This window comes from Mesorhizobium sp. LNHC252B00, from assembly GCF_000502955.1.
GTDB lineage: Bacteria > Pseudomonadota > Alphaproteobacteria > Rhizobiales > Rhizobiaceae > Mesorhizobium.
Window position 1 is genome coordinate 118367 of record NZ_AYWO01000011.1, and the last position, 21190, is coordinate 139556.

Annotated in this window: 22 protein-coding genes; 8 read left to right on the forward strand and 14 right to left on the reverse strand. The window is 62.1% G+C overall.

Going from position 1 to position 21190, the window contains the following annotated elements:
* Positions 1 to 259: 259 nt before the first annotated feature.
* The 10 genes from X744_RS153945 to X744_RS153900 form a co-directional block, all read right to left on the reverse strand.
* Entirely contained in the window at positions 260 to 877 is a 618-nt protein-coding gene (locus X744_RS153945) for a riboflavin synthase (protein ID WP_023759901.1), read from the reverse strand.
* Positions 878 to 888: 11 nt separating this feature from the next.
* A complete protein-coding gene (gene ribD, locus X744_RS153940) occupies positions 889 to 2004 on the reverse strand; it encodes a bifunctional diaminohydroxyphosphoribosylaminopyrimidine deaminase/5-amino-6-(5-phosphoribosylamino)uracil reductase RibD (protein ID WP_023759902.1) in 1116 nt (371 codons plus the stop codon).
* A gap of 2 nt (positions 2005 to 2006) precedes the next feature.
* Positions 2007 to 2486, reverse strand: a complete 480-nt coding sequence (gene nrdR / locus X744_RS153935) for a transcriptional regulator NrdR (RefSeq protein WP_023759903.1) — start codon at positions 2484 to 2486, stop codon at positions 2007 to 2009.
* Positions 2487 to 2876: 390 nt separating this feature from the next.
* Entirely contained in the window at positions 2877 to 3467 is a 591-nt protein-coding gene (locus X744_RS153930; RefSeq protein ID WP_023759905.1) for a hypothetical protein, read from the reverse strand.
* Positions 3468 to 3548: 81 nt separating this feature from the next.
* Entirely contained in the window at positions 3549 to 4862 is a 1314-nt protein-coding gene (gene glyA, locus X744_RS153925; protein ID WP_023759906.1) for a serine hydroxymethyltransferase, read from the reverse strand.
* Between the two features lie 177 nt (positions 4863 to 5039).
* Positions 5040 to 6686 carry a Na+/H+ antiporter gene (locus tag X744_RS153920; protein WP_023759907.1) on the reverse strand — a complete coding sequence of 549 codons (1647 nt, stop codon included), beginning with the start codon at positions 6684 to 6686 and terminating at the stop codon, positions 5040 to 5042.
* Between the two features lie 139 nt (positions 6687 to 6825).
* A complete protein-coding gene (locus X744_RS153915) occupies positions 6826 to 8079 on the reverse strand; it encodes a L,D-transpeptidase family protein (protein ID WP_023759908.1) in 1254 nt (417 codons plus the stop codon).
* Positions 8080 to 8429: 350 nt separating this feature from the next.
* On the reverse strand, positions 8430 to 8945 hold the full coding sequence (locus X744_RS153910; RefSeq protein WP_008875359.1) for a winged helix DNA-binding protein: 516 nt from the start codon (positions 8943 to 8945) through the stop codon (positions 8430 to 8432).
* A 238-nt stretch (positions 8946 to 9183) separates the two neighbouring features.
* Positions 9184 to 9606, reverse strand: coding sequence for a DUF6163 family protein (locus X744_RS153905; RefSeq protein WP_023759909.1), 423 nt, complete (start codon positions 9604 to 9606; stop codon positions 9184 to 9186).
* A complete protein-coding gene (locus tag X744_RS153900; RefSeq protein WP_023759910.1) occupies positions 9603 to 10646 on the reverse strand; it encodes an enoyl-CoA hydratase/isomerase family protein in 1044 nt (347 codons plus the stop codon). The genes X744_RS153905 and X744_RS153900 overlap by 4 nt, the downstream gene beginning before the upstream one ends.
* 310 nt (positions 10647 to 10956) lie before the next feature.
* Between X744_RS153900 and X744_RS153895 the strand changes: the two genes are divergently transcribed.
* From X744_RS153895 to X744_RS153880, 4 genes are all read left to right on the forward strand, one after another.
* Complete coding sequence (locus tag X744_RS153895; RefSeq protein ID WP_023759911.1) at positions 10957 to 11784, forward strand: DUF2066 domain-containing protein; 828 nt, start codon at positions 10957 to 10959, stop codon at positions 11782 to 11784.
* 99 nt (positions 11785 to 11883) lie between these two features.
* Positions 11884 to 12915 (forward strand): porphobilinogen synthase, encoded by a 1032-nt coding sequence (gene hemB, locus X744_RS153890; protein WP_023759912.1) that lies wholly within the window; start codon positions 11884 to 11886, stop codon positions 12913 to 12915.
* Positions 12916 to 12963: 48 nt separating this feature from the next.
* A complete protein-coding gene (locus X744_RS153885) occupies positions 12964 to 13260 on the forward strand; it encodes a nucleotidyltransferase (RefSeq protein ID WP_023759913.1) in 297 nt (98 codons plus the stop codon).
* Between the two features lie 513 nt (positions 13261 to 13773).
* Positions 13774 to 14421 carry a dihydrofolate reductase family protein gene (locus tag X744_RS153880; protein ID WP_023759914.1) on the forward strand — a complete coding sequence of 216 codons (648 nt, stop codon included), beginning with the start codon at positions 13774 to 13776 and terminating at the stop codon, positions 14419 to 14421.
* A gap of 24 nt (positions 14422 to 14445) precedes the next feature.
* Here X744_RS153880 and ppk2 read toward each other — a convergent pair whose 3' ends face one another.
* The gene (ppk2, locus tag X744_RS153875) at positions 14446 to 15366 is read right to left on the reverse strand and encodes a polyphosphate kinase 2 (protein ID WP_023759915.1); all 921 of its coding nucleotides are present in this window, start codon (positions 15364 to 15366) and stop codon (positions 14446 to 14448) included.
* A 279-nt stretch (positions 15367 to 15645) separates the two neighbouring features.
* Here ppk2 and X744_RS153870 point away from each other — a divergent pair, with 279 nt between their 5' ends.
* Complete coding sequence (locus X744_RS153870) at positions 15646 to 16689, forward strand: aldo/keto reductase (RefSeq protein WP_023759916.1); 1044 nt, start codon at positions 15646 to 15648, stop codon at positions 16687 to 16689.
* Between the two features lie 33 nt (positions 16690 to 16722).
* Here the strand turns inward: X744_RS153870 and X744_RS153865 are convergent, their stop codons facing one another.
* Complete coding sequence (locus tag X744_RS153865; RefSeq protein ID WP_023759917.1) at positions 16723 to 17694, reverse strand: glycosyl transferase family 90; 972 nt, start codon at positions 17692 to 17694, stop codon at positions 16723 to 16725.
* 349 nt (positions 17695 to 18043) lie between these two features.
* Between X744_RS153865 and X744_RS1000000172120 the strand changes: the two genes are divergently transcribed.
* Positions 18044 to 18196, forward strand: coding sequence for a hypothetical protein (locus tag X744_RS1000000172120; protein ID WP_023759918.1), 153 nt, complete (start codon positions 18044 to 18046; stop codon positions 18194 to 18196).
* Positions 18197 to 18292: 96 nt separating this feature from the next.
* On the opposite strand, the gene X744_RS153860 is transcribed toward X744_RS1000000172120, so the two are convergent.
* Together X744_RS153860 and X744_RS153855 are read right to left on the reverse strand one after the other, a co-directional pair.
* A complete protein-coding gene (locus tag X744_RS153860) occupies positions 18293 to 18553 on the reverse strand; it encodes a DUF982 domain-containing protein (protein WP_023759919.1) in 261 nt (86 codons plus the stop codon).
* Between the two features lie 90 nt (positions 18554 to 18643).
* Positions 18644 to 19309, reverse strand: a complete 666-nt coding sequence (locus tag X744_RS153855) for a GntR family transcriptional regulator (protein ID WP_023759920.1) — start codon at positions 19307 to 19309, stop codon at positions 18644 to 18646.
* Positions 19310 to 19485: 176 nt separating this feature from the next.
* On the opposite strand from X744_RS153855, the gene X744_RS153850 reads away from it, so the two are divergent.
* Complete coding sequence (locus tag X744_RS153850) at positions 19486 to 20745, forward strand: multidrug efflux MFS transporter (RefSeq protein ID WP_023759921.1); 1260 nt, start codon at positions 19486 to 19488, stop codon at positions 20743 to 20745.
* A gap of 29 nt (positions 20746 to 20774) precedes the next feature.
* The gene (locus X744_RS153845) at positions 20775 to 21146 is read left to right on the forward strand and encodes a DUF423 domain-containing protein (RefSeq protein ID WP_031260359.1); all 372 of its coding nucleotides are present in this window, start codon (positions 20775 to 20777) and stop codon (positions 21144 to 21146) included.
* The last annotated feature ends 44 nt before the right edge of the window (positions 21147 to 21190 follow it).

Consider the following 21190-nt stretch of genomic DNA (forward strand, 5'->3'; position numbering starts at 1 on the left):
CAGAAGATTGCTGGAGGCGTGTCGCGCCTATAGGCTCTTTGGACATGGTGCTGAGACCTGGCCGGCGGCACCAAGGCTGTCAGCCCAGGCAGCAACGGCTTCGTGATCCACAACACGGCCAGCGTCTACATCGGCTAAGGCTTCTCGCGTAAGCCGTTCTTCCTCCTTGGAATCCCTGCTTTCCATTCCAGCTACTTCCTCAATTGAACAACGCGGCGACCTGCCTTGGAGGGCTCGCAAGTCTATCATTTGACCGCCACTATAGCCCCTCTTTCGCGGCCTCCACCAGCCGCGCCGCGTAGCGGGCCATGGTGTCGATCTCGATATTGACGCGGTCGCCGACCTTGCGCTCGCCCCAGGTGGTCACGGTCAGCGAGTGGTGGATCAAAAGCACGTCGAAGCGCGTGCCTTCCACCTTGTTGACGGTGAGCGAGGTGCCGTCGAGCGCCACCGAGCCTTTTGGCGCAATGAATTTCGCCAGCTCGCGCGGCGCCTCCAGCGTGAAGCGCACCGCGTCGCCCTCATCCTTGCGCTCGACGATCTCGGCCATGCCGTCGACATGGCCCGAAACGATGTGGCCGCCGAGTTCGTCGCCGATCTTCAGCGCCCGCTCCAGATTGATCCGCGTGCCCGATTTCCAGCCCATCGCCGTCGTCAGCCTGAGCGCCTCCTCCCAGGCCTCGACCTCGAACCAGCGCGCGTTCGAGCCGCTGTCGGGCAAGCCCGTAACCGTCAGGCAGACGCCGCCGCAGGAGATCGAGGCGCCGATGGCGATGGTTTCAGGGTCATAGGCGGTGTCGATGCGCAACCCAACCCCTTCCCTGAGCCGCTTGACGGAAGCGATAGCGCCGACATCGGTGACAATCCCTGTAAACATCGATGTTGATCCTAAATGTCTCTTATCCACTCGGCATAGCGGTCTTCGCCGAAACGCATCTCGCGCAGCTTGCGAAAACCTGCCGGGATATGGTCGAGGTCGATCGGCGATGCAATGCCGTCATCACCGATCGCTTCCGGCCCCTGGAACAGCACGATGCGGTCGACCAACCCATCGGCGAGGAAGGCGCTCGCCACCTTGGCGCCGCCCTCGACCAGCACGCTTGCCATGCCGAGCGCGGCGAGATCCTCAAGCAGTTCGGGCAGTGCGACACCGCCTTCATGTGTTTCGGTGCCGATGAAGCGCACCCCGGCGCGTTCCAGCATAGTCCGCCGCTGCGGATCGGCCTCCAGGCTAGCGGCGACATAGAGCGGTACCCGGTCCACGCCCGACACCAGTTTCGAGGCCTCCGGCAACCTGATCTGGCGGTCGAGCACGATGCGCGCCGGCGAACGGTTCTCCAGCCCCGGCAAGCGTACCGTCAGGGCCGGATCGTCTTCAAGGGCTGTGCCGATGCCGATCAGTATGCCGTCCGCCTCGGCCCGCATCAGATACACCTCGCGGCGCGCGATATCGCCGGTGATCGACACCTGCCCCTCGCCCTCCCTGCCGATCTTGCCGTCGCTGGAAAGCGCAAGCTTGAGAACCACTTCGGGGCGTTTTCTCAGCGATCGAATCAGATAGCCGGCCATCTGCTCGGCAGCTTCCCCGGCCAAGACCTTCTCGACCACCTCGACACCGGCGGCACGCAGGATTGCGTAGCCCTTGCCGGACACGCGCGGATCGGGATCGCTGGCCGCGCCGACGACGCGCGCGACGCCGGCATTGACCAGCGCATTGGCGCAAGGCGGCGTGCGGCCATGATGGGCGCAAGGTTCCAGCGTGACATAGGCGGTAGCACCACGCGCGAGCTCGCCGGCCTCGGCCAGGGCCTCGGTCTCGGCATGCGGGCGGCCGCCGACAGCGGTGACGCCGGTGCCGATGATCATGGGACCGTTGCCGTCATCGCGCACGATCAGCGTGCCGACAGACGGATTGGTCGAGGTGCGCCCGGCGTTCTTGCGTGAAAGGCGGAGCGCCGCCGCCATGAACCGGCGATCAAGGGCGGCCTGTTCGCTTGCAGTCATGCTCAGCTGGCGTCCTCTTCGCCTTTGGCTTCGTCTCCCTTGAGTTCGCCCAGCAATTCGTGGAAATCCTTGGCCTCGCGAAAATTGCGGTAGACCGAGGCGAAGCGGACATAGGCGACATCGTCGAGCGACTTCAGCGCTTCCATGACCAGGCGGCCAACCTCGCCGGAGGCGACTTCGGTCTCGCCGGAGCTTTCGAGCTGGCGCACGATGCCGGTCACCGCGCGGTCGATGCGCTCGGGATCGACATTGCGCTTGCGCACGGCGATCTCAACCGAGCGCAGCAGCTTGTCGCGGTCGAACGGCACTTTGCGGCCCGATTTCTTGACCACCACGAGGTCGCGCAACTGCACGCGCTCGAATGTGGTGAAGCGGCCGCCGCAATCGGGGCAGACGCGCCGCCTGCGGATCGCCGCGCCATCCTCGGCCGGGCGAGAATCCTTCACCTGCGTATCTTCGGACTGGCAATAGGGACAGCGCATGGAGAGCCTTNGCATCAGAGATAGCGAGGCGCGAGGAAGATTGCCAGCGCGGCAACCAGCCAGATGGCGATGCCGCCGGCGACAGCCAGCCGGTAGTCGACACGATCGATGAACAGCAGCAGGCGCCAAGGAAAGCGAGATAGGCAGGAATGGTCTTGACGCCGGCGAGGCAGGCATCGCGAAAGCCGCCTGGTTCGCCCCTGGCGCCCACGGCGAGCAACGCGATGACGGCAAATGTCGGCGCCAGCGGCAGGATCCCGGGCAAGATGTTGCCGCGCTTGGACGCCCAGACGATCAGCGCCGTCATCAATCCGCCGACTACGCCTTTCCAGACGATATCCATTCAATGCTTCCCTCTAATGCCTGCCCAATGCCTGCCAGACAGCAGCTTCAAGGTGCGACGTCGGCTGTCGCGAAGCCACAGGACATGCCAAGGCTGCGGTAGGCCTTGGAGAAACCGTCCATCGAGATGGTCGCGACCGGCTGTTTGCCGAAGACCACGTCGAGCGTGGTCGCACGGCGCATGGCGCGCAGCAACGCCAGGCCGGTCTTGGGCTTGTTCTCGACCATCCAGGCGAGACGGCCGGCGACGGACTCGTCGGAATAGACGGTTGCGGCAACCTGACCGGCGGCGTCGCCGAATTTTGCCGCGATCTTCTTGCCGGTCGGAAGATCCTTGTTGCCGATGGCGATCGTCATCGCCGGGTAAGCATCCGGCGGCAAGGCATCACCATTCGAGATCGAAAGGGTCAACGTACCAGGATAGCCGCCGCTGTCGACGAAAGCGGTCGAGGCGACGCAGGTCTTGCGCGCATCCTGGCCCGTGTCCAGGACATCGACGATGGTGGCCCATCTGCCGAAGGTGCCGGTAGCAGGTACGTTTGGAGTGGGCTGGGTCTGCGCGAAGGCACTGCCGGACAGTGTCAGGAAAGCGACCAGCCAACCATGGGCCCCAAGGGTGGTGAGGCGGAAATTGCGCATCATCAGATCTCCTGTTCGGCGCGCCACCCAACAATGGGCAGGCGCGCCGCTGGCCGATAAGAGATGACGCCTCGCGTCAGGTCAACCGAGATAGGGATAGAGCGGGAAACGATCGGTCAGCGCCACGACCTTGGCCTTGACTGCCGCTTCCACAGTCGCATTGCCCTCGTCGGAATTGGCGACCTTGAGACCATCCAGCACTTCGGCGATCAGCTTGCCTATCTCGCGGAATTCGGCTTGGCCGAAGCCGCGCGTGGTGCCGGCCGGGGTGCCGAGGCGCACGCCCGAGGTGACGAAAGGCTTTTCCGGGTCGAACGGGATGCCGTTCTTGTTGCAGGTGATGTTGGCGCGGCCGAGTGCCGCCTCGGCGCGCTTGCCGGTGGCGTTCTTGGGCCTGAGATCGACCAGCATCAGATGGTTGTCGGTGCCGCCGGAGACGATGTCGAGGCCGGTTTCCTTGAGACTGGAGGCGAGCGCCTTGGCGTTGGCGGCGACGCTCTCGGCATAGACCTTGAAGCTCGGCTTCAGCGCTTCGCCGAAGGCAACCGCCTTGGCGGCGATAACATGCATCAGCGGGCCGCCCTGCAGGCCGGGGAATACCGCCGAATTCATCTTCTTGGCGATGTCCTCGTCATTGCACAGGATCATCCCGCCGCGCGGGCCGCGCAGCGACTTGTGCGTGGTGGTCGTCACGACATGCGCGTGCGGCAGTGGCGACGGATGCACGCCGCCAGCGACCAGGCCAGCAATGTGCGCCATGTCGACCATCAGATAGGCACCGACCGCATCGGCGATCTCGCGAAAACGCTTCCAGTCCCAGACGCGCGAATAGGCAGTGCCACCAGCCAGGATCAGCTTCGGCTTGGTCTCATGCGCGGTCTTCTCGATGGCGTCCATGTCGAGCAGATGGTCGTCCTTGCGCACACCATACGACACGACCTTGAACCATTTGCCGCTCATGTTGACCGGCGAACCATGGGTCAGGTGGCCGCCCGAATTGAGGTCGAGGCCCATGAAAGTGTCGCCGGGCTGCAAGAGCGCCAGGAACACCGCCTGGTTCATCTGGCTGCCGGAATTCGGTTGGACGTTGGCGAAGTTGCAGCCGAACAGCTTCTTGGCCCGCTCGATGGCCAGTTCCTCGGCTATGTCGACGAACTGGCAACCGCCATAATAGCGCTTGCCTGGATAGCCCTCGGCATATTTGTTGGTCATGATCGAGCCCTGCGCCTCCAGTACAGCGCGGGAAACAATGTTTTCCGAGGCGATCAGCTCGATCTCATGGCGCTGGCGGCCAAGTTCGTTGCGGATGGCGCCGAAAATCTCCGGATCGGCATCTTCCAGCGTGGTTTCGAAGAAAGATTCGAACTTGTTCGACACTGCCGCTGCTGTTGCCATGGGCTGAAATCCTCGGGGGTTCGGGGGCAATTTTGTCTATGCATGTCGTTGCACCATAACCGCTGCACACTTCTGGGCGACATGCATTTGCCGGGCCATTAACACAGTTGTTTTCGCCCCGCCACGTTTGCGGCGCGAAATTTGCTGGCCGGTTTGCGCCAGCGAGGCAACAAGAGACTATTTCCTCGTCTTCCGACCTTTCAGCAAGGCTTCGGTGAGCGTGATCTCGGTAAACAGCGCCTGCGACGTATGGTCATTGATCTCGCCGGCGCGAAACATGTCACGCACGGCCGCGCGCTCGGCGTCGATGCCGGCGAGCCGCAGTTCCAGCTCCAGCCTTCCGGATTCGCGGGCCTCGGCGCGGGCCTCATCGGCTTCATCCGAGGCGGCGATGCGACGCCGGTAACCGGCGACGATGTTCTCGGCGGCGGCAATCCTGGCGCCGGGCACCTCGCCTTCGCCCTCATCCTCCGCCGCCGCAATGCTCTCGATGCGCGCGATTGCCGCCTTGGCAGCACCGACACGCGCCAGGCGTTCCTCGGCGGCACCGGCCTCCTCGCCCGGTTCGACCAGCCCCCTGGCGATCCTTGGCAGAGCGAGACTGGCGAAGACCAGCGAGCAGATGATCACGCCGGCGGCGAGGAAGATAACCAGATTGCGCGCCGGAAACGGCGAGCCGTCCGGCATGGCGAGCGGCAGCGACAATATGCCGGCCAGCGTGATCGCGCCGCGCACACCGGCCACGGAACCGGCGAGCCGCACGCGCAGCCCGAACGGCTCCGCCTTGCGCTTGCCCAGACGCGCGGCGATACCGGCCGCGATATCGCCGATCCAAATCCACAGGAAGCGTAGCGCGATCAGGCACAGCGTCAGCGCAATAACAGTCGCGATCGGTTGGATGATCGGATGCAGGCTCATCAGTTCCGGCGGCACATGGCGGATGATGTCGGGAAGCTGCAGGCCGAGCACGATGAAGAGAGCGCCGTTGAAAACGAAGGAAAGCGTCATCCACAGCGACATCGTCTGCATGCGCGCCGAGACGCCGAGGAAGCGGAACACGCCGGAGCCACCGGCGAGCAGGCCGGCGGCGACCGCCGCCAGGATGCCGGACGCTCCGACGTGCTCGGCGCCGAGATAAGCTATGAAGGGCAGCAGGATCATGACCAACACCTGCGCCTCGGCTGGCACGCCGCCGATGCGGTTGAGCACTTGCAGCAGCTTGGCGGCGACGAACAACGCCGCGACGCCGATCAGGATGCCGATCGCCACGGCGTAGAGGAAACTCAGTGATGCCGCGGCAAAGGAAAAGCTGCCGGTCAGTGCTGCTGCCACGGCGAAGCGGAACATGACGAGGCCCGACGCATCGTTGAGCAGCGACTCGCCTTCGAGAATGTGCATCAGCCGCGCCGGAACGACATTCTTGTCGACGATCGAAGACACAGCCACAGCATCGGTCGGCGACAGCACCGCGGCCAGCGCGAAAGCGACAACCAGTGGGATGCTCGGCACCAGCCAGTGCAAGGCGTAGCCGAAGCCGACGATGGTGAAGAAGACGAGCCCGATGGCAAGATCCAGGATCGGTCCGCGCAGAGCCACCAATTCACGCTTCGGCGCGCCATAGGCATCGCCAAACAGCAGCGGCGGGATGAACACCAGCAGAAACAGTTCCGGATCGATCTGGACATGGATGCCGCGCACCGGCCATGCGAGTGCGGCGCCCATGGCAATCTGCAGCACCGGTAGCGGCACCCGAACCAGGCGCACCAGCGCGCCGGAAAGCGCGACGAAGGCGAGCACAACCAGAATGAAGACGGCGACTTCCATGGTCCGGTTCCAGACTTGTCCGCCGACCATGCGCAAAGCCGGCCAATCCGTCCAGCCGCCCTCCCATGAAACTGCGGCGAGACCGAGTAACGAAAAGGCCGCCTTGAACGGCGGCCTTTTTAATAAAAGATTCAGTTACTTAAAGCGACGACGTGATCTGCAGCTCGTTGGCGCCGTCGAGCGCGTAGACGTCGTCGCGGAACTGCACGACGCCCGGACCCGTCGACCAGGCCGAGAGATAGAGGAAGTGGACCGGCACCGGGTTGGTGACCTGGATCGGCGTGTTTTCACCAGTCTTGATCGCCGCCTCGAAATGCTGGCGGTCCCAGCCGGGGGTGTCGCGCAAGATCCAGGTGACGAGGTCACGCACATTCTGCACGCGCACGCAGCCCGAGGAATCGAAACGCATCATCTTCCCAAACAGGCTCTGCTGCGGGGTGTCGTGCATGTAGACGCCGTCGGGGCTCGGGAAATTGATCTTGACCGAAGCCATCGCGTTGCCCGCACCCGGGTCCTGGCGGAAGCGATACTTGGCGGCATCGTCGGTCGACCAGTCGACATTGAGAGGATCGACCTCGCTGCCGTCCGGCGCGAACAGGCGGATGTGACTGTCCTTCAGATAATCGGGATTCTTCCGCATCAGCGGAATGATGTCCTTGCGCACGATCGAAACCGGCGCATTCCAGTACGGATTGACGATGATCTCGTTGATCTTGGAATTGACGATCGGCGTCTGGCGATCGATCTTGCCGACGATGGCGGTGTGGCGGAGCACGACGCGGTCGTTCTCGACGGCTTCGATCTGTGCCGCCGGAATGTCGACCAGCACATAGCGGTTGCCCAAAGTGCCGGCCTTCTCGCGCAGCCGCTGCAGATTGGTCTGCAACTGGCCAAGCCTGATCTGCGCCGAAATGTTCATCGCCGCGTAGGTGTATTTGCCGAGCGAACCGTCGGCAGGCAGACCGTGGCGCAACTGGAAGCGCTTGACCGCAGAGTCGACATAGGAATCGAATGCCGTCGAAATGCCGGCGCCTTGTGCCAGGTCGCCGGAAACCATCAACCGCTTGCGCAACGGCACCACGTCGGGATCATCGACGCCGAGCTGCAGTTTCTTGGTCGCGGGAACCTCTACCCAGCCGCCCTGCCCGACGATATTCTGATATTGCGCGACCGCCTGTTCGGTAAAGGCGACGGTCTGCAGGCTGAAGATCGGCAGCGTCGAGGCCACCTTGCCGCCCTCGCTGGCGCGGGCATCGAACTGATCGTCCCAATTGCCGCGCGCCGAGGACTTCAAGATATCACCGATCACATCCTGCGCATTGGCGCCGCCGGCAACCAGCGCAGCTGCGAGCGCGGAGGCCCCGGAGAGGAAAAAACGACGGCTGGTCTTCATGGACGTTCCAGACATTTGTAGCAGTTCGATCACTTGCTGCGTTGATCACCGGGCGATCTCGCCCGCACTCTAAAATTGGCAATCTTAACAATTAGCCAACCATGCTCCGCATCACCTTGGTGCAACGCACGAGGCGCGATACGGATTGCGGGTGAACGCAGGGTCTTCACCACAGCATCACTGCCACTCTCGGTTCCATTGGAATATGGCGGCAACGTGGCCTGGCGTCCAAATCCGACCGGCTGGCATCCCGAAAAGAAATGGACCGATGCTTTTCGGCACCGGCCCTGACTGAAGGTCGATATTTCGGCCGCGCTTCTGTGGCGCGGGCCGGATACGATGTTTGCGCCTTACATCCGGTAGGCGATCGTATCATTCCAGAAGCGGTCGAGCCGCTGCAAAGCGCGGTTCATCTGCTTGAACTCGTCGGTGTTGATGCCGCCGACCTGCTCGATCGAGCCGACATGGCGCTCGTAGAGACCGGCGACGACTTCCGCGACCTCGTTGCCCTTCGGGGTCAGCGAGACGCGGACCGAACGGCGGTCGATGCGTGAGCGCTGGTGATTGATGAAGCCGAGATCGACCAGCTTCTTCAGATTGTAGGAGACGTTGGAGCCGAGATAGTAGCCACGCGAGCGTAGCTCTCCGGCTGTCAGTTCGGAATTGCCGATGTTGAACAGCAGCAGCGCCTGGATGGCATTGATGTCGGAACGGCCGTTGCGGTCGAACTCGTCCTTGATGACATCAAGCAGGCGGCGGTGAAGCCGTTCAACAAGCTGCAGCGATTCCATGTACAGGGAACGGATAGCCTCGCGGCGATCGTCGGATACGTTGGCGGTCTTCGCCGCCGGACGCGAATTGATCATTGTCTTTGCCTCTCGTTTGTCGCCCTGGTGATTTTTTGTTTTTCACCTTGATCGCGACACTATCGAATACTCATAAAATTCGACTTAAACGCTAGGGCTAACAAGAGCTTACCGGTAATAGGTTTCGAAAGAGGCTTAACGAACGGTCACCCGAGCAAGGATAATTAACCTAAAGATTTCGGCAGTGATTTCGGGGCTGAATTCAGGCAGCCGCCAGGTCGCCAATGTGCTCAAGGGCTTAGTGGCGGACGGGGCGCTTCTGCAGGTAGATGATGACGCGGAAGACGATGTAAAGCACCGCCACTGCGGCATGCGAGACGACAATCAGCAGGTGATGGCCGAAAAGCTCGGGAAACCCGGCATACATCACTGTCTCGGTCGCCGCGCAAATGAACCAGATCACCGGGCCCCAGGACGCCAGCATCCACAGGCCCGCAGCGGCGAAGGGAAAGAAAACGGCGAGCACCACGGCGGCGACTTGCCAGTGCACGGGCATCAGGTCGAAACGCCACAGCGGGCCCGGATAGAAGCCGATCAGCTTGATCCAGTACAGAATGCCGAACAGCAGGCAGTAAGCTGATATGACCCGCTGAAACCAGGCAAAGATCACCTCCACCCCGGAAGGCTGCAGCACGACGCGTCTTGAGGTCACATCGCTCAAAGCACGAGCTCCCGTTCCCCAAGCGGAGCGAAATAGGCGTCGACATCCGCCTCGCTGATCGCATCGAGGCTAGCCGGACGCCATTGCGGTTTTGCGTCCTTGTCGATGACGGCGGCGCGGATGCCCTCGTAGAAATCGTGGCCGGCAAGCATCCTGTTGAGGATGCGGAACTCCATTTTCATGCAAGCGTCCATGGACAGCGTCAGCCCGGCGCTGATCTGGCGCCAGGCGACGCGCAGGCTGGTCGGCGAGCGAGTGCGGATCGTCGCCAGCGTCTTAGCGGCGAACTCGTCAGTGTCCGCCGCGCGCTCCAGGCTGTCGATGACGCGTTTCAAGGATGGTTGCGAAAAATGGCGAGATATCGCCTCCAGCGTCGGCCTGTCGGTCTCTCGCCCTGCGTGAGAGAAGAAGTCGCGCAGCACCAATTCCGGATCGCCGGTCAACGTCAGCCGTTCGAGGAAGGTGCCCTGATCCTCGGCCTTGATGGTGTGGGTAGCCAGCCCCGACCACAGCGCATCGCCATAGCGGATACGATTGCCCGTCAGCGCCAGATACATCCCGAACGAGCCACCGAGATCGGGCAGCAGGTGGCTGGCGCCGACATCCGGGAAAAAGCCGATGCCGACCTCCGGCATGGCGAACTGGGCATTTTCGGTCATCACCCGGTGCGAGCCGTGGAACGAGATGCCGACGCCCCCGCCCATGACGATGCCGTCGATGAGCGCGACATAGGGTTTCCTGAAGCTGCTGATGCGGGCGTTGAGCCGGTATTCGTCGGCGAAGAAATCGACCGGCGGTTTTCCCGCCCGGCCGGTCTCATAGATATGCAGTATGTCGCCGCCTGCCGAAAAGGCCCTGCACTCGGCCTTGACGACGACGATATCGACGCCCTGGTCGGCTTCCCAGGCGGAAAGGGCAGCGTCGAGCGCCCTGATCATGCGATGCGTCAAGGCATTGAGCGCCTGCGGCCGCGTCAGCGTAATGACGCCGGCCCGGCCCAGATGTTCGAAGCGGATCTCGTCGCCGCCGCCAAAATCCATCGTGAAAGAATCCCTTCTCCCGCGCCGCCGGGATTGAAGTGCTAGAGCGTGGCGCATGGGCGCGTCAATGCCAAGCCCTGCCGGTCGGGGTCAGTTTGGATCTCGAGGGCAGAAAGAGGCCATCCTTTGCGGCCCAGCCAAATTGGTGCGCATCAGCATTGGACCCTCCAACCGACTTCAGGACATTCGTCGAAGACGCAGCCGTGTCCGGATCCAGGATAAGTTAAAACTGGGCCGCCAGCGTCGTCTTGGCCACCGGCGGCAGCCGATGCTAGAGAGTGGCTGACAGCCTCGAACCGGACGGTAAGACATGCGGCGGTTTTTGCGCCTTGCCCTTGTTCTGGGTGGCCTGCTGGCCATCTGCGCCGCCAACGGTCTGGCCAAGGCGGCTGATATCGACGATCTCTATAAATCCCAAACGATCGTCACTGGCCAGGGCGAGCCAAACCGCCAGGCAGGTTTCAAGATCTGCCTCGATGAGGTCCTGGTCCGGGTTTCCGGCGACCAACGCCTGCTGGAAAAACCAGAGATGACGGCACTGCGCGACAAGGCCGGCAGCTTCGTCACCGGCTTCCGTTACCGCGACCGCATGGAAGGCATTCCGGTTCATGACGAGCAAGGTACTCATGACCGGCCGCATGACCTTTATTGCCAGTACACGCCGGCGACGATCGACCCGGTTCTGGCTTCGCTCGGCAGCAAGCCCTGGCTGACCGAACGGCCGGCGCTCTCCATCGTCCTGGCTGTAGACGACTCGCGCCGACATTTCGTCCTTGCCAGTGATGGGAACGAAAATCCGTACATGATAGAGTCTTTTCAATCGGCCGCCGGCTCCATGGCGATGTCGATTGTCGTTCCGAACAAGGCCACGCTCGCCAAGGCCGGACTCACTTTCGAAGAGGTGGGTCCTATCTCACCCGAACTGCTAGGCAATGTTGCAAGAAGTATCGGCAGCCGCCAAGTCTTGGCCGGCAGCATCGTGTGGAGCGACAAGGACCTCGGCTGGATCGCCGATTGGCGGCTTAAAGCGGACGGGAAGACCTATCATTGGCAAGTGCGCGGCGTTAGTTTCGATGAAGCGTTTCGTGTCGCCATGCGGGGTGCTGCTCAGATCCTTTCGGGCAATGGATCGCCTTGACAGGCCGTGCTGCCCTCCGGGCGATCTGCTGGCACAAACGTGTCGCATTGGTCAGCGGCAAGGGCTCGTGATAAAAGCCGCCGATCTGGAGTTTTGGCGATGAACAAATTCACCCCCGCAAAGCCAGCCGGCGCTCGCAGCGTCGACGACATCACCGGCAGCCGCCGCTTGCGCCGCATGCGCAAGGCCGACTGGTCGCGCCGTCTGGTGCAGGAGAACAGGCTCTCGGTCGATGATCTGATCTGGCCGATCTTCGTCGTTGACGGCAGACAAGTGCGCGAGCCGATCGCCGCCATGCCGGGCGTCTTCCGGTTGTCGATCGATCTCGCGGTCAAGGAGGCCGAACGCGCGGCAAAGCTCGGTATTCCCGCACTCGCCACCTTCCCGAATGTCGACATCTCGCTGCGCGACCAGACCGGCTCGCACATCCTCGACCCCAACAACGTCATCAACCGCGCCACCCGCGCGATCAAGGACGCGGTGCCGGAGATCGGCATCATCACCGACGCCGCGCTCGACCCGTTCACCAGCCACGGCCATGACGGCATCCTGCGCGACGGCATCGTCGTCAACGACGAGACGGTGGAACAGGTGACCGCCGCGGCCGTCATCCAGGCGGCGGCCGGCGCCGACATCATCGCACCGTCCGACATGATGGACGGCCGCATCGGCGCTATCCGCGACGCGCTGGACGCCAACGGTTTCCAGGACGTGGCGATCATGTCCTACGCGACTAAGTTCGCCTCGGCCTTCTACGGCCCCTATCGCGAGGCGGTCGGCACCGCCGGCCTGCTCAAGGGCGACAAGAAGACCTATTACATCGACCATGCCAATTCCGACGAGGCGGTGCGCGAGGCCGAACAGGACGTCGCGGAAGGCGCCGACATGCTGATGGTCAAGCCCGGCCTGCCCTATCTCGACATCATCCGGCGGCTGAAGGACGAATTCCAGATGCCGACCTTCGCCTACCAGGTGTCCGGCGAATATTCGATGATCAAGGCCGCTGCCGCCAATGGCTGGATCGATGGCGAGAAGGCGATGCTTGAAAGCCTGCTGGCCTTCAAGCGCGCCGGCTGCGACGGCATCCTCACCTACTTCGCCCCCGAAGTGGCGAAGCTGTTGAAGGGATAGACCGCTAAGTCGTTTTGGAATTTTAACGCAATCCGTTAGAATGAATTCATGAGCAGGAATGAGGTCATAGAGCGGTTGCAGAGAAATGCAGATGCCATCAAAGGCATGGGCGCGACTTCGCTTTATCTCTTCGGATCGACTTTGCGGGGCGACGCAGGGCCCGACAGCGATCTCGACCTCTTCATCGATTATGATCCTTCAAGGCACTTTTCGCTGATCGATCTGGTCGGCATCAAGCAATTTCTTGAAGAGAAGATGTCAGCGGAGATCGATATCACCACCCGTGACAGCCTTAATCCCATGTTGAAGGCCGATATCGAACGATCTGCTGTGCGCATATTCTGATGGCAGTGCGCCGGATCGACCGATTCTAGCCGAAATCATAGAAGCCTTGTACGGCATCGCAGCTGCCACCGCAGGCAACATTTTGCGTCACGAATATCACAAGCCCTCCGGAAGGATAGTGTGGGCTGTAGTGACCGACAGCCTGCCGCCACTACGTCTTGCTGTCGAACGCATGCTCGAAGCATCGCGGCGCCAATAATTGTGGCCAGCAGCCAGGCTGCGGGGGCATCCTGTTTCGAGTCGGGGAAGTGTGAGATTTATCTCGTCATACGCTATCGCATCCAGAAGGAGCATTTTTGCGCAACGTGACCGCCGGATCTTTCTTGTCTGCACATGTAACTACCGCGTGTAACTAGCGCGGCAGCAACGACCGGTTCTCGCCAGCGAGGCCGCTGGCTTGTCTTCAGAGCCGACAGTCCGATCGTCGCCCTAGAATACCATTTGCACTTCACAATCAGTTTGCTATAAGAAAACTGATTGTGAAGTGCAACTGGTTATTGAGAGGAGGCTCGCATGCCCAAACTTCGTGTCAACGCTTTCACCCTATCGCTCGACGGCTATGGCGCCGGTCCCGATCAGGATCTGCAAAATCCGCTCGGCGTCGGTGGGGAATCCTTGCACAAGTGGTTTGTCGACACTCGCACCTTCCGTGAGATGGTGCTCGGACAAGATGGCGGCACCACCGATATAAACGAGGCGTTCGCGGCGCGCAGTTTCGAGAATGTCGGCGCATGGATCCTCGGCCGCAACATGTTCGGACCGATCCGCGGCGAATGGCCCGATGACAGCTGGAAGGGCTGGTGGGGCGATAACCCGCCCTACCATGTGCCGGTTTTCGTGTTGACCCATCACAAGCGCGAACCGATCGTCATGGAGGGCGGCACGACCTTCTATTTCATCACCGACGGCATCCATTCGGCACTTGAACAGGCAAAAGCAGCGGCTAATGGCAAGGACGTGCGGGTGGGCGGCGGCGTCGCCACCATCCAGCAATATCTCCAGGAGAAGCTGATCGATGAGATGCATCTGGCGATCGCGCCGGTGCTGCTCGGTACGGGCGAGAACCTTTTTGGCGGCCTGGACATGGTCAAGCTCGGCTATGTCTGCAGCGAGCAAGTTGCGACGCCGCTCGCCACGCACGTCACCATTAAGCGGGCTTAGGTGGAGAGCCAATCTCCCCCTATCTCAATACTTCTCCGGCACGTAGAGTTCGCGCGGTAGCGTCTGGCGCTCGTATTCGGGGTTGAAGACGCGCTCGGGCAGCGTGATCTCCTCGTGCGGCACCTCCTCATATGGCATTTGCTTGAGCAGGTGGTCGATGCAGTTCAGCCGCGCCCGCTTCTTGTCGTTGCCCTCGACGATGAACCAAGGGGCTTCCGGGATGTTGGTCCGGATGAAAGTTTCTTCCTTGGCCTTGGTGTACTGTTCCCAGCGCACACGCGACTGCAGGTCCATCGGCGACAGTTTCCACTGCTTCATGGGATCGTGGATGCGCATCAGAAAGCGCATCTGCTGTTCCTCGTCGGTGATCGAGAACCAGTATTTGACGACGGTGATGCCCGAGCGGACCAGCATGCGCTCGAACTCCGGCACGTCGCGGAAGAATTCTTCGACCTGATCGGGCTGGGCAAAGCCCATTACCCGTTCGACGCCCGAGCGGTTGTACCAGGAGCGGTCGAACAGCACGATTTCGCCGCCGGCCGGCAGATGCGGGACATAACGCTGGAAATACCATTGCGACTTCTCGCGCTCGGTCGGCGCCGGCAGTGCCACGACACGGCAGATGCGCGGGTTGAGCCGCTGGGTGATGCGCTTGATGACGCCGCCCTTGCCGGCCGAATCGCGTCCCTCGAAGATCACCACCAGCTTTTTCTTGTGGTAGGCGACCCAGGACTGCAGCTTGATCAGTTCGGACTGCAAGGTGATCAAGTCGCGAAAATACTGCATGCGTTCAATCGAGGGCGGATGCGCGTTCTTGTAGATCTTGGCGATCTCCATCGACAGCGCCGGCTCCGATATTTCGAGCTCATAGTCCTCGTCGAGCGTGTCGGCGAGCTCGGCTTCAAGCCAGTCCCTGGCAGGAGAATTCTGCTTTAGCTCGGTCATATCAGTTGCTCCGCTTGCAAGCTCTGTCGGTCCACGTCGGCGCCCCTAGTTGCTGGCTTGCGTCTCGGAGCGGCAACACCTGAGCCGACTTCAATATAGGCCGGCAATGACGGTTTTATTGCAGCCTGGAACGTGACGTCGCCGCTGCAAATCCCGTGAGGCATGATCGATCCGTCGTCGTGGCATGGCGACAAGCCGCTCAAATTGTCCTACAAATAGCAGTCACATTCGGGGCACCCCTCCCCAGCCCCTTTCCCAATGCAATCACGAGGATCTGACATGGAATACCGCACTCTCGGCCGTTCCGGCTTGAAGGTTTCGACGCTGACCATGGGCACCATGACTTTCGGCGGCGCCGGCGCGTTTTCGGCGGTCGGCAAGACCGACCTCGACGAGGCGCGCCGGATGATCGACCTCTGCATCGATGCCGGCATCAACGTCATCGACACCGCCAATGTCTATTCGAACGGCATTTCGGAAGAGATCATTGGCGAAGCCCTCGGCGGCAAGCGCAAGGGCGACGTGTTGATCGCATCGAAGGCACGGATGCGGATCGGCAAAGGTCCCAACGATGAGGGCCTGTCGCGCCATCACCTGATCCGCGAATGCGAGAAGAGCCTGAAGCGGCTCAAGACCGACGTCATCGACATCTACTTCCTGCACGAATGGGATGGCGTGACGCCGCTGGAAGAAACCATCGCCGCGCTCGACACGCTGGTTGCCCAGGGCAAGATCCGTTATGTCGGCTGTTCCAACTATTCCGGCTGGCAGGTGATGAAGGCGCTCGGCATCAGCGACAGCCATCACCAGCCGCGCTTCGTCACCCAGCAGATCCACTACACGCTGGAAGCGCGCGAGGCGGAGTATGAATTGCTGCCGATTTCCGTCGACCAGGGGCTGGGCGTTCTGGTCTGGAGCCCGCTTGCCGGCGGATTGCTGTCCGGCAAATACCGCCGCGACAGCCCCACCGCCCGCCAGCTCGCCGGCTGGTCCGAACCGCCGATCCGCGACGAGGACCGGCTGTGGCGGATCGTCGACGTGCTTGTCGAGATCGGCACGCAGCGCGGTGTGTCGGCGGCGCAGGTGGCACTGGCCTGGCTGCTCGGCCGGCCGGCGGTCAGTTCGCTGGTGATCGGCGGCAGGACCGAAGCGCAGTTCAGGGACAACATCGCGGCGGCGAGCCTGGTGCTCACCGGCGACGAACGCGGTCGCCTCGACGCGGTCAGCCGGCCGCCCTTGCTCTATCCCTACTGGCACCAGCAGCTGACGGCAAAGGACCGCTTCGGCCCCGCCGATCTGGTGATTGACCGAAGCGGCATCTGACGAGCGAAATTCGGCGCCAAAGCCCGCGACGCTCTAACTCTGGATAAAGCGCCAGACCTCGGGATCAGGCTCGATCTGGCCGCTGAGGACAAAATATTTGTAGAGCACGAGCAGCGAGATCGCCTGCTCGTGCTGCTGGTTGGAGAATTGGCGGCAATAGGCATTTGCCGCTGCGATAATGCGTTGCGCCTCGGCCGGGTGTCGTTCGAAATAACGCACCTTATCGGCGACATCGGCGAAATCCGGGTCGAGCGGCACATAGTGGACACCAGCCTCAAGTTGCCTTTCCGCAAACCATGTCTCGTATGTCGGCGGCGGCATCAGGCAGAGCGAATTCGAATTCAGGATCCATTTGAGGTTGGTCGCCACGTCGTTGCCTTCGATCGAGACAATGTAGCGGTAAAGCAGCTGCTGGCTGACGCTGAGAAAAGGCTTGCTGTATTCGGCCGGCGCGTTTGGCTTGTGCGAGCCGGCGTCGCAGAACGGCAAGTCACGCACAGCGTCGATAAATCTTGTCCGTTTGGGATTGTTGAGATCGCCGCGCCAGACCACGGTCGGGCGCTTGTCGGCGAATGCTGTTGTATCGGCCGGCATGTGGAAGTGCCGGAACTTGTTGAATTTCATGATCACCGCATTTTTGTCGTCAGCGCGGATCGGCCGATCCTTGACGAGCGACGGCACCTTCGGCACCTCGATGACGTCGCCGAATTCGCTGTCGACGAGCAATGCCGGATCGAAATAGCGGGCAAATTCCTTGAGGTCGTAATAGTACATGGTCGGCGTGGACGGCAGCTTGTCGATCCGCACCGCGGCAGGGCTGGGCGTAAACGCGTCGTACAGCTTGTTGTAATAGTTCAGCCGCCGCTGCACCACCTCATCCGTGAGTCTGGCCTGTTCGAGACGGCCCGCCAACCGTCGGCGGAAGAGTGCCTGTGGAGCGATGTCGCGCAAGACGTTTCGCGCGTAATAGAAAACCTTCGCCGTCGTTCGGGGAATCGTGGCCATAGTTCACTTGATCAAAACAAACGGGCAGCGCTCAATATGTTGGATACCTTGGCATCCCGGCTCTCCCTACATCATCGTGCCGCGCATCTTGCAAGCCCCGCATCTTGCAAGCCCCGGCCATCATCGACGCGAACGGCCCGGGGACTATCGCTTCAGCTGTTGTGTTTGACGGCTAATGCTCCTAGGCAGGACCAGAGCCGCTAAAAGCAATTCCAGGAAAAGTGTGAAACGGTTTTCCCGGAAAAAAGCGCGTGCGCTTTCTCCTAGGGGATTGCGCCAAACAAAGAGCTGGAGCGCTTCTGCGTTTCCGTGAAACGACGAACCGGTCCAGCAGTGAAAAGGAGCCGATATGGCGCGACCACCAAATTACGATCAGGAACGCAAGGAACGCGACCGCCAGAAGGCGGCCAAGAAGGCCGAGAAGCTGGCGGCCAAGGTTGCGGCGAGAGAACGTTCGAAGCCCGAGGACGAGACCGAAACCGAGACCGACACCGAAAAGTGACGGCAAGCGGCCCGCGAAAGNCCCGCGAAAGCGGGCCGCGCCACAGTCCAGATTGTCTGCCTAGATTATCGCGCTCGTATCAGGGGCGCTTGCATATCAGGCTGGCGCCTTGTCGCTGACAAAGACATCCACTTCGCGCGCTGCCGCAATGAAGGCGCGCCTGGCGTTCATGGCCGGCTTGTCACCCGCCAGCGCATCGTGGCACGCCTGCAGCGCCGCGCGGTGCTTGGGGCTGCGCTTGCCGGGCCAGCTGTTGAGGAGGTAGTCGGAAGCCTCACGCACCGTGCGCAAGAGCTGAGTGCTTCCCGCTGCGGCTGACTTCACAGTCACAGGTGTTTCAAATCGGTTGTTTTCCATCGCCGCTCCTTACGCCATCGGCGTCTGTGAAGCGAGGCCGAAAGTGCGCATAGGTCCAGACGCCGCTTTTTGCGTCCCCTACCCCACGCCTTAAGCGGGGACGACGGCAAAGCCTCTGGCACGAAGACCGCGGCGATCGTTGGCCAGCGACGTCACCAGTCGCTCGCGGCTGCCGACGATATGGCCCGAAAGCAGGCGCGCGGCTTCATCGGCATCGCCAACACGTGCCGCCGCCAGTATGGCGCGATGTTCGGCCCAGGCGCGGCTGAGTGCAGCTTCGTTGCGAACCTCCAGCCAGCGCGCCCGCGAGAGGCGCGTCATGGCATCGCGGACCGCCCGGAACAGGAAATCATTGCCCGACAGACGCGCCAGTTCGATGTGGAAATCCATGCCGACGCGATGCCATTCCTCGCGTGGCGTGTCTTTGTCGCAGGATTCGAGCATCGCCTCGATGACATCGACGGCGCTGCGGTCCACCAAGCCGCATGACAGGCGAAGTGCCGCGACCTCGACAGCCTCCCTATAGACGGCGATCTGCTCGAGTTCAGCCAAATTGATCGGAGACACCGTCCAGCCACGCCCGTCCCTGCCGACCAGGCCCTCGGTCTCGAGCCGCAGAAGTGCTGCCCTGACCGGGGTTCGCGACGCACCGAAGCGGCTTTCGATCCAGCGCTCGGTCAGCTTCTCGCCGGGGCCGATCTCGAGGCCCAGGATCATCTGTCGAAGCTGTTTTTCGACGCTCTGCATCTGCGACATTGTCGTTTCCATTTTCTGGCCGCTTCGGACCGCTTGCCAATTGCTGTTCCCGATCACTGTGGACAGGTTGCATTGACAGCGGCCAGGCTTGCGTCCATGACGAGTACCATATTGGTATCCCAACTTGGTATCCGCAGCAACCCGTAACTCCGCGTTGCTCGGACAGGACATATGTCATGCCTCAGAACGCGCCCCCGGCGACCGACAGCACCTACAACATCCACTGGCGGCGCAATCTGTTCGTGTGTTTTGCCGGTTCGTTCTCCACACTCGTCGCCATGACGCTGCTTCTGCCGTTCCTGCCGCTCTATATCGAGCAGTTGGGCGCCGAGGGTCACGCGGCAATCGTGCAATGGTCGGGGATTGCCTATGGAGCGACGTTCCTCGCTGCGGCGCTGGTAGCGCCGCTCTGGGGACGTCTCGGCGACCTCTACGGCCGCAAGGTGATGCTGGTTCGCGCCAGCTTCGGCATGGCCATATGCATGTCGCTGACCGGTATGGTGCAGACGGTCTGGCAATTGGTGCTGCTGCGGCTGCTGATCGGTTTTGCCGGCGGCTATTCCTCGGGGTCGACCATCCTCGTCGCCATGCAAACGCCGAAGGAGCGCTCCGGCTGGGCCTTGGGCCTGCTGTCGGCCGGCATCACCGGTGGTGCATTGGTCGGCCCGCTGGTTGGCGGCGCCCTGCCGCCGGTGATCGGCATTCGCGCGACCTTTCTCCTGTCAGGCGGCGTCATCTTCCTGGCGTTCCTTGCGACCACGTTTCTGATCAAGGAAAATCCCCGGCCGAAACCAGCAGACGCAGCTGCGAAGCAGAAGCCGAAAGGTGGCTGGGCGCAAATACCGGACAAGCGTCCTGTTATCGCCATGCTGGCGACCGGCATGCTGTTGAGTTTCGCCACCATGTCGATCGAGCCGATCATCACCGTCTACGTGCAGCAGCTCGTCGAAGACCAAAGCCGCGTGACGTTGATATCAGGCGTCGTCATGTCTGCGGCCGCGCTTGGCGCCATCCTGTCGGCTTCGCGTCTTGGCAAGCTCGCAGACCGCATCGGTCACTGGAACGTCGTCATCGGCGCGCTTGCCGTGTCCGCGCTGCTGCTGATCCCGCAGGCCTTCGTGACGCAGAGCTGGCAACTCATCGGCCTACGCTTCCTGATGGGCCTGGCGCTGGGCGGCCTCTTACCCTGCATCACCAGCGTCATCCGCCACAATGTTCCCGATGGTGTCGGCGGCAATGTGCTCGGGCTGTCGATCTCCGCCCAGTATGTCGGGCAGGTCGCCGGTCCCTTGCTTGGCGGCTTTGCCGGTGGCCATTTCGGCATGCGCTCGGTGTTTCTGGGCACATCGGTCTTGATGGCCGGCGGTGCGGTGTATAATTGGCTGGCGCAATCGCGCCGCGAGCAGGACATGCTTGCCGATGCCGGCAAGCCCTGACGGGGTTGGCGCATCACGGAGCCCTGGACATGACAGCCGAGCAGTTTTCCGGCAACAGCAGCCGTATCCTCGTCCTGGCCGGCGGTCTCTGTGGCGCCGCCGGAGTGGCGCTGTCGGCCGCGGCGGCGCATCTGGGCGGAGCCTTCGTCGGCACCGCCGCATCCTTCCTGCTCATGCATGCGCCGGTCTTCCTCGCCGCTGGATTGCTTGGCGCGAACCGGATCCTGCGAATGGGAAGCCTGACCCTGCTGGTTGGCCTGCTCTTGTTTTGCAGCGACCTGCTGGCCCGCGACTTCCTCGGCTCACGGCTATTCCCGCTGTCGGCGCCGATCGGCGGCACCTTGCTCGTCGTCGGCTGGCTAACAATCGCTGCATCGGCGCTAGCGCGCGCGCGTTCCTGACGCCCCTGGCCCCTGCCCGATACCAGGCCTGCGCCAGCGTCTGC

Excerpts from the sequence above, each read along its gene's own strand:
- X744_RS153945 (WP_023759901.1), bottom strand. The coding sequence starts at position 877 with ATGTTTACAGGGATTGTCACCGATGTCGGCGCTATCGCTTCCGTCAAG.
- ribD (WP_023759902.1), bottom strand. The coding sequence starts at position 2,004 with ATGACTGCAAGCGAACAGGCCGCCCTTGATCGCCGGTTCATGGCGGCG.
- nrdR (WP_023759903.1), bottom strand. The coding sequence starts at position 2,486 with ATGCGCTGTCCCTATTGCCAGTCCGAAGATACGCAGGTGAAGGATTCT.
- X744_RS153930 (WP_023759905.1), bottom strand. The coding sequence starts at position 3,467 with ATGCGCAATTTCCGCCTCACCACCCTTGGGGCCCATGGTTGGCTGGTC.
- glyA (WP_023759906.1), bottom strand. The coding sequence starts at position 4,862 with ATGGCAACAGCAGCGGCAGTGTCGAACAAGTTCGAATCTTTCTTCGAA.
- X744_RS153920 (WP_023759907.1), bottom strand. The coding sequence starts at position 6,686 with ATGGAAGTCGCCGTCTTCATTCTGGTTGTGCTCGCCTTCGTCGCGCTT.
- X744_RS153915 (WP_023759908.1), bottom strand. The coding sequence starts at position 8,079 with ATGAAGACCAGCCGTCGTTTTTTCCTCTCCGGGGCCTCCGCGCTCGCA.
- X744_RS153910 (WP_008875359.1), bottom strand. The coding sequence starts at position 8,945 with ATGATCAATTCGCGTCCGGCGGCGAAGACCGCCAACGTATCCGACGAT.
- X744_RS153900 (WP_023759910.1), bottom strand. The coding sequence starts at position 10,646 with ATGGATTTTGGCGGCGGCGACGAGATCCGCTTCGAACATCTGGGCCGG.
- X744_RS153895 (WP_023759911.1), top strand. The coding sequence starts at position 10,957 with ATGCGGCGGTTTTTGCGCCTTGCCCTTGTTCTGGGTGGCCTGCTGGCC.
- hemB (WP_023759912.1), top strand. The coding sequence starts at position 11,884 with ATGAACAAATTCACCCCCGCAAAGCCAGCCGGCGCTCGCAGCGTCGAC.
- X744_RS153885 (WP_023759913.1), top strand. The coding sequence starts at position 12,964 with ATGAGCAGGAATGAGGTCATAGAGCGGTTGCAGAGAAATGCAGATGCC.
- X744_RS153880 (WP_023759914.1), top strand. The coding sequence starts at position 13,774 with ATGCCCAAACTTCGTGTCAACGCTTTCACCCTATCGCTCGACGGCTAT.
- ppk2 (WP_023759915.1), bottom strand. The coding sequence starts at position 15,366 with ATGACCGAGCTAAAGCAGAATTCTCCTGCCAGGGACTGGCTTGAAGCC.
- X744_RS153870 (WP_023759916.1), top strand. The coding sequence starts at position 15,646 with ATGGAATACCGCACTCTCGGCCGTTCCGGCTTGAAGGTTTCGACGCTG.
- X744_RS153865 (WP_023759917.1), bottom strand. The coding sequence starts at position 17,694 with ATGGCCACGATTCCCCGAACGACGGCGAAGGTTTTCTATTACGCGCGA.
- X744_RS1000000172120 (WP_023759918.1), top strand. The coding sequence starts at position 18,044 with ATGGCGCGACCACCAAATTACGATCAGGAACGCAAGGAACGCGACCGC.
- X744_RS153860 (WP_023759919.1), bottom strand. The coding sequence starts at position 18,553 with ATGGAAAACAACCGATTTGAAACACCTGTGACTGTGAAGTCAGCCGCA.
- X744_RS153855 (WP_023759920.1), bottom strand. The coding sequence starts at position 19,309 with ATGTCGCAGATGCAGAGCGTCGAAAAACAGCTTCGACAGATGATCCTG.
- X744_RS153850 (WP_023759921.1), top strand. The coding sequence starts at position 19,486 with ATGCCTCAGAACGCGCCCCCGGCGACCGACAGCACCTACAACATCCAC.
- X744_RS153845 (WP_031260359.1), top strand. The coding sequence starts at position 20,775 with ATGACAGCCGAGCAGTTTTCCGGCAACAGCAGCCGTATCCTCGTCCTG.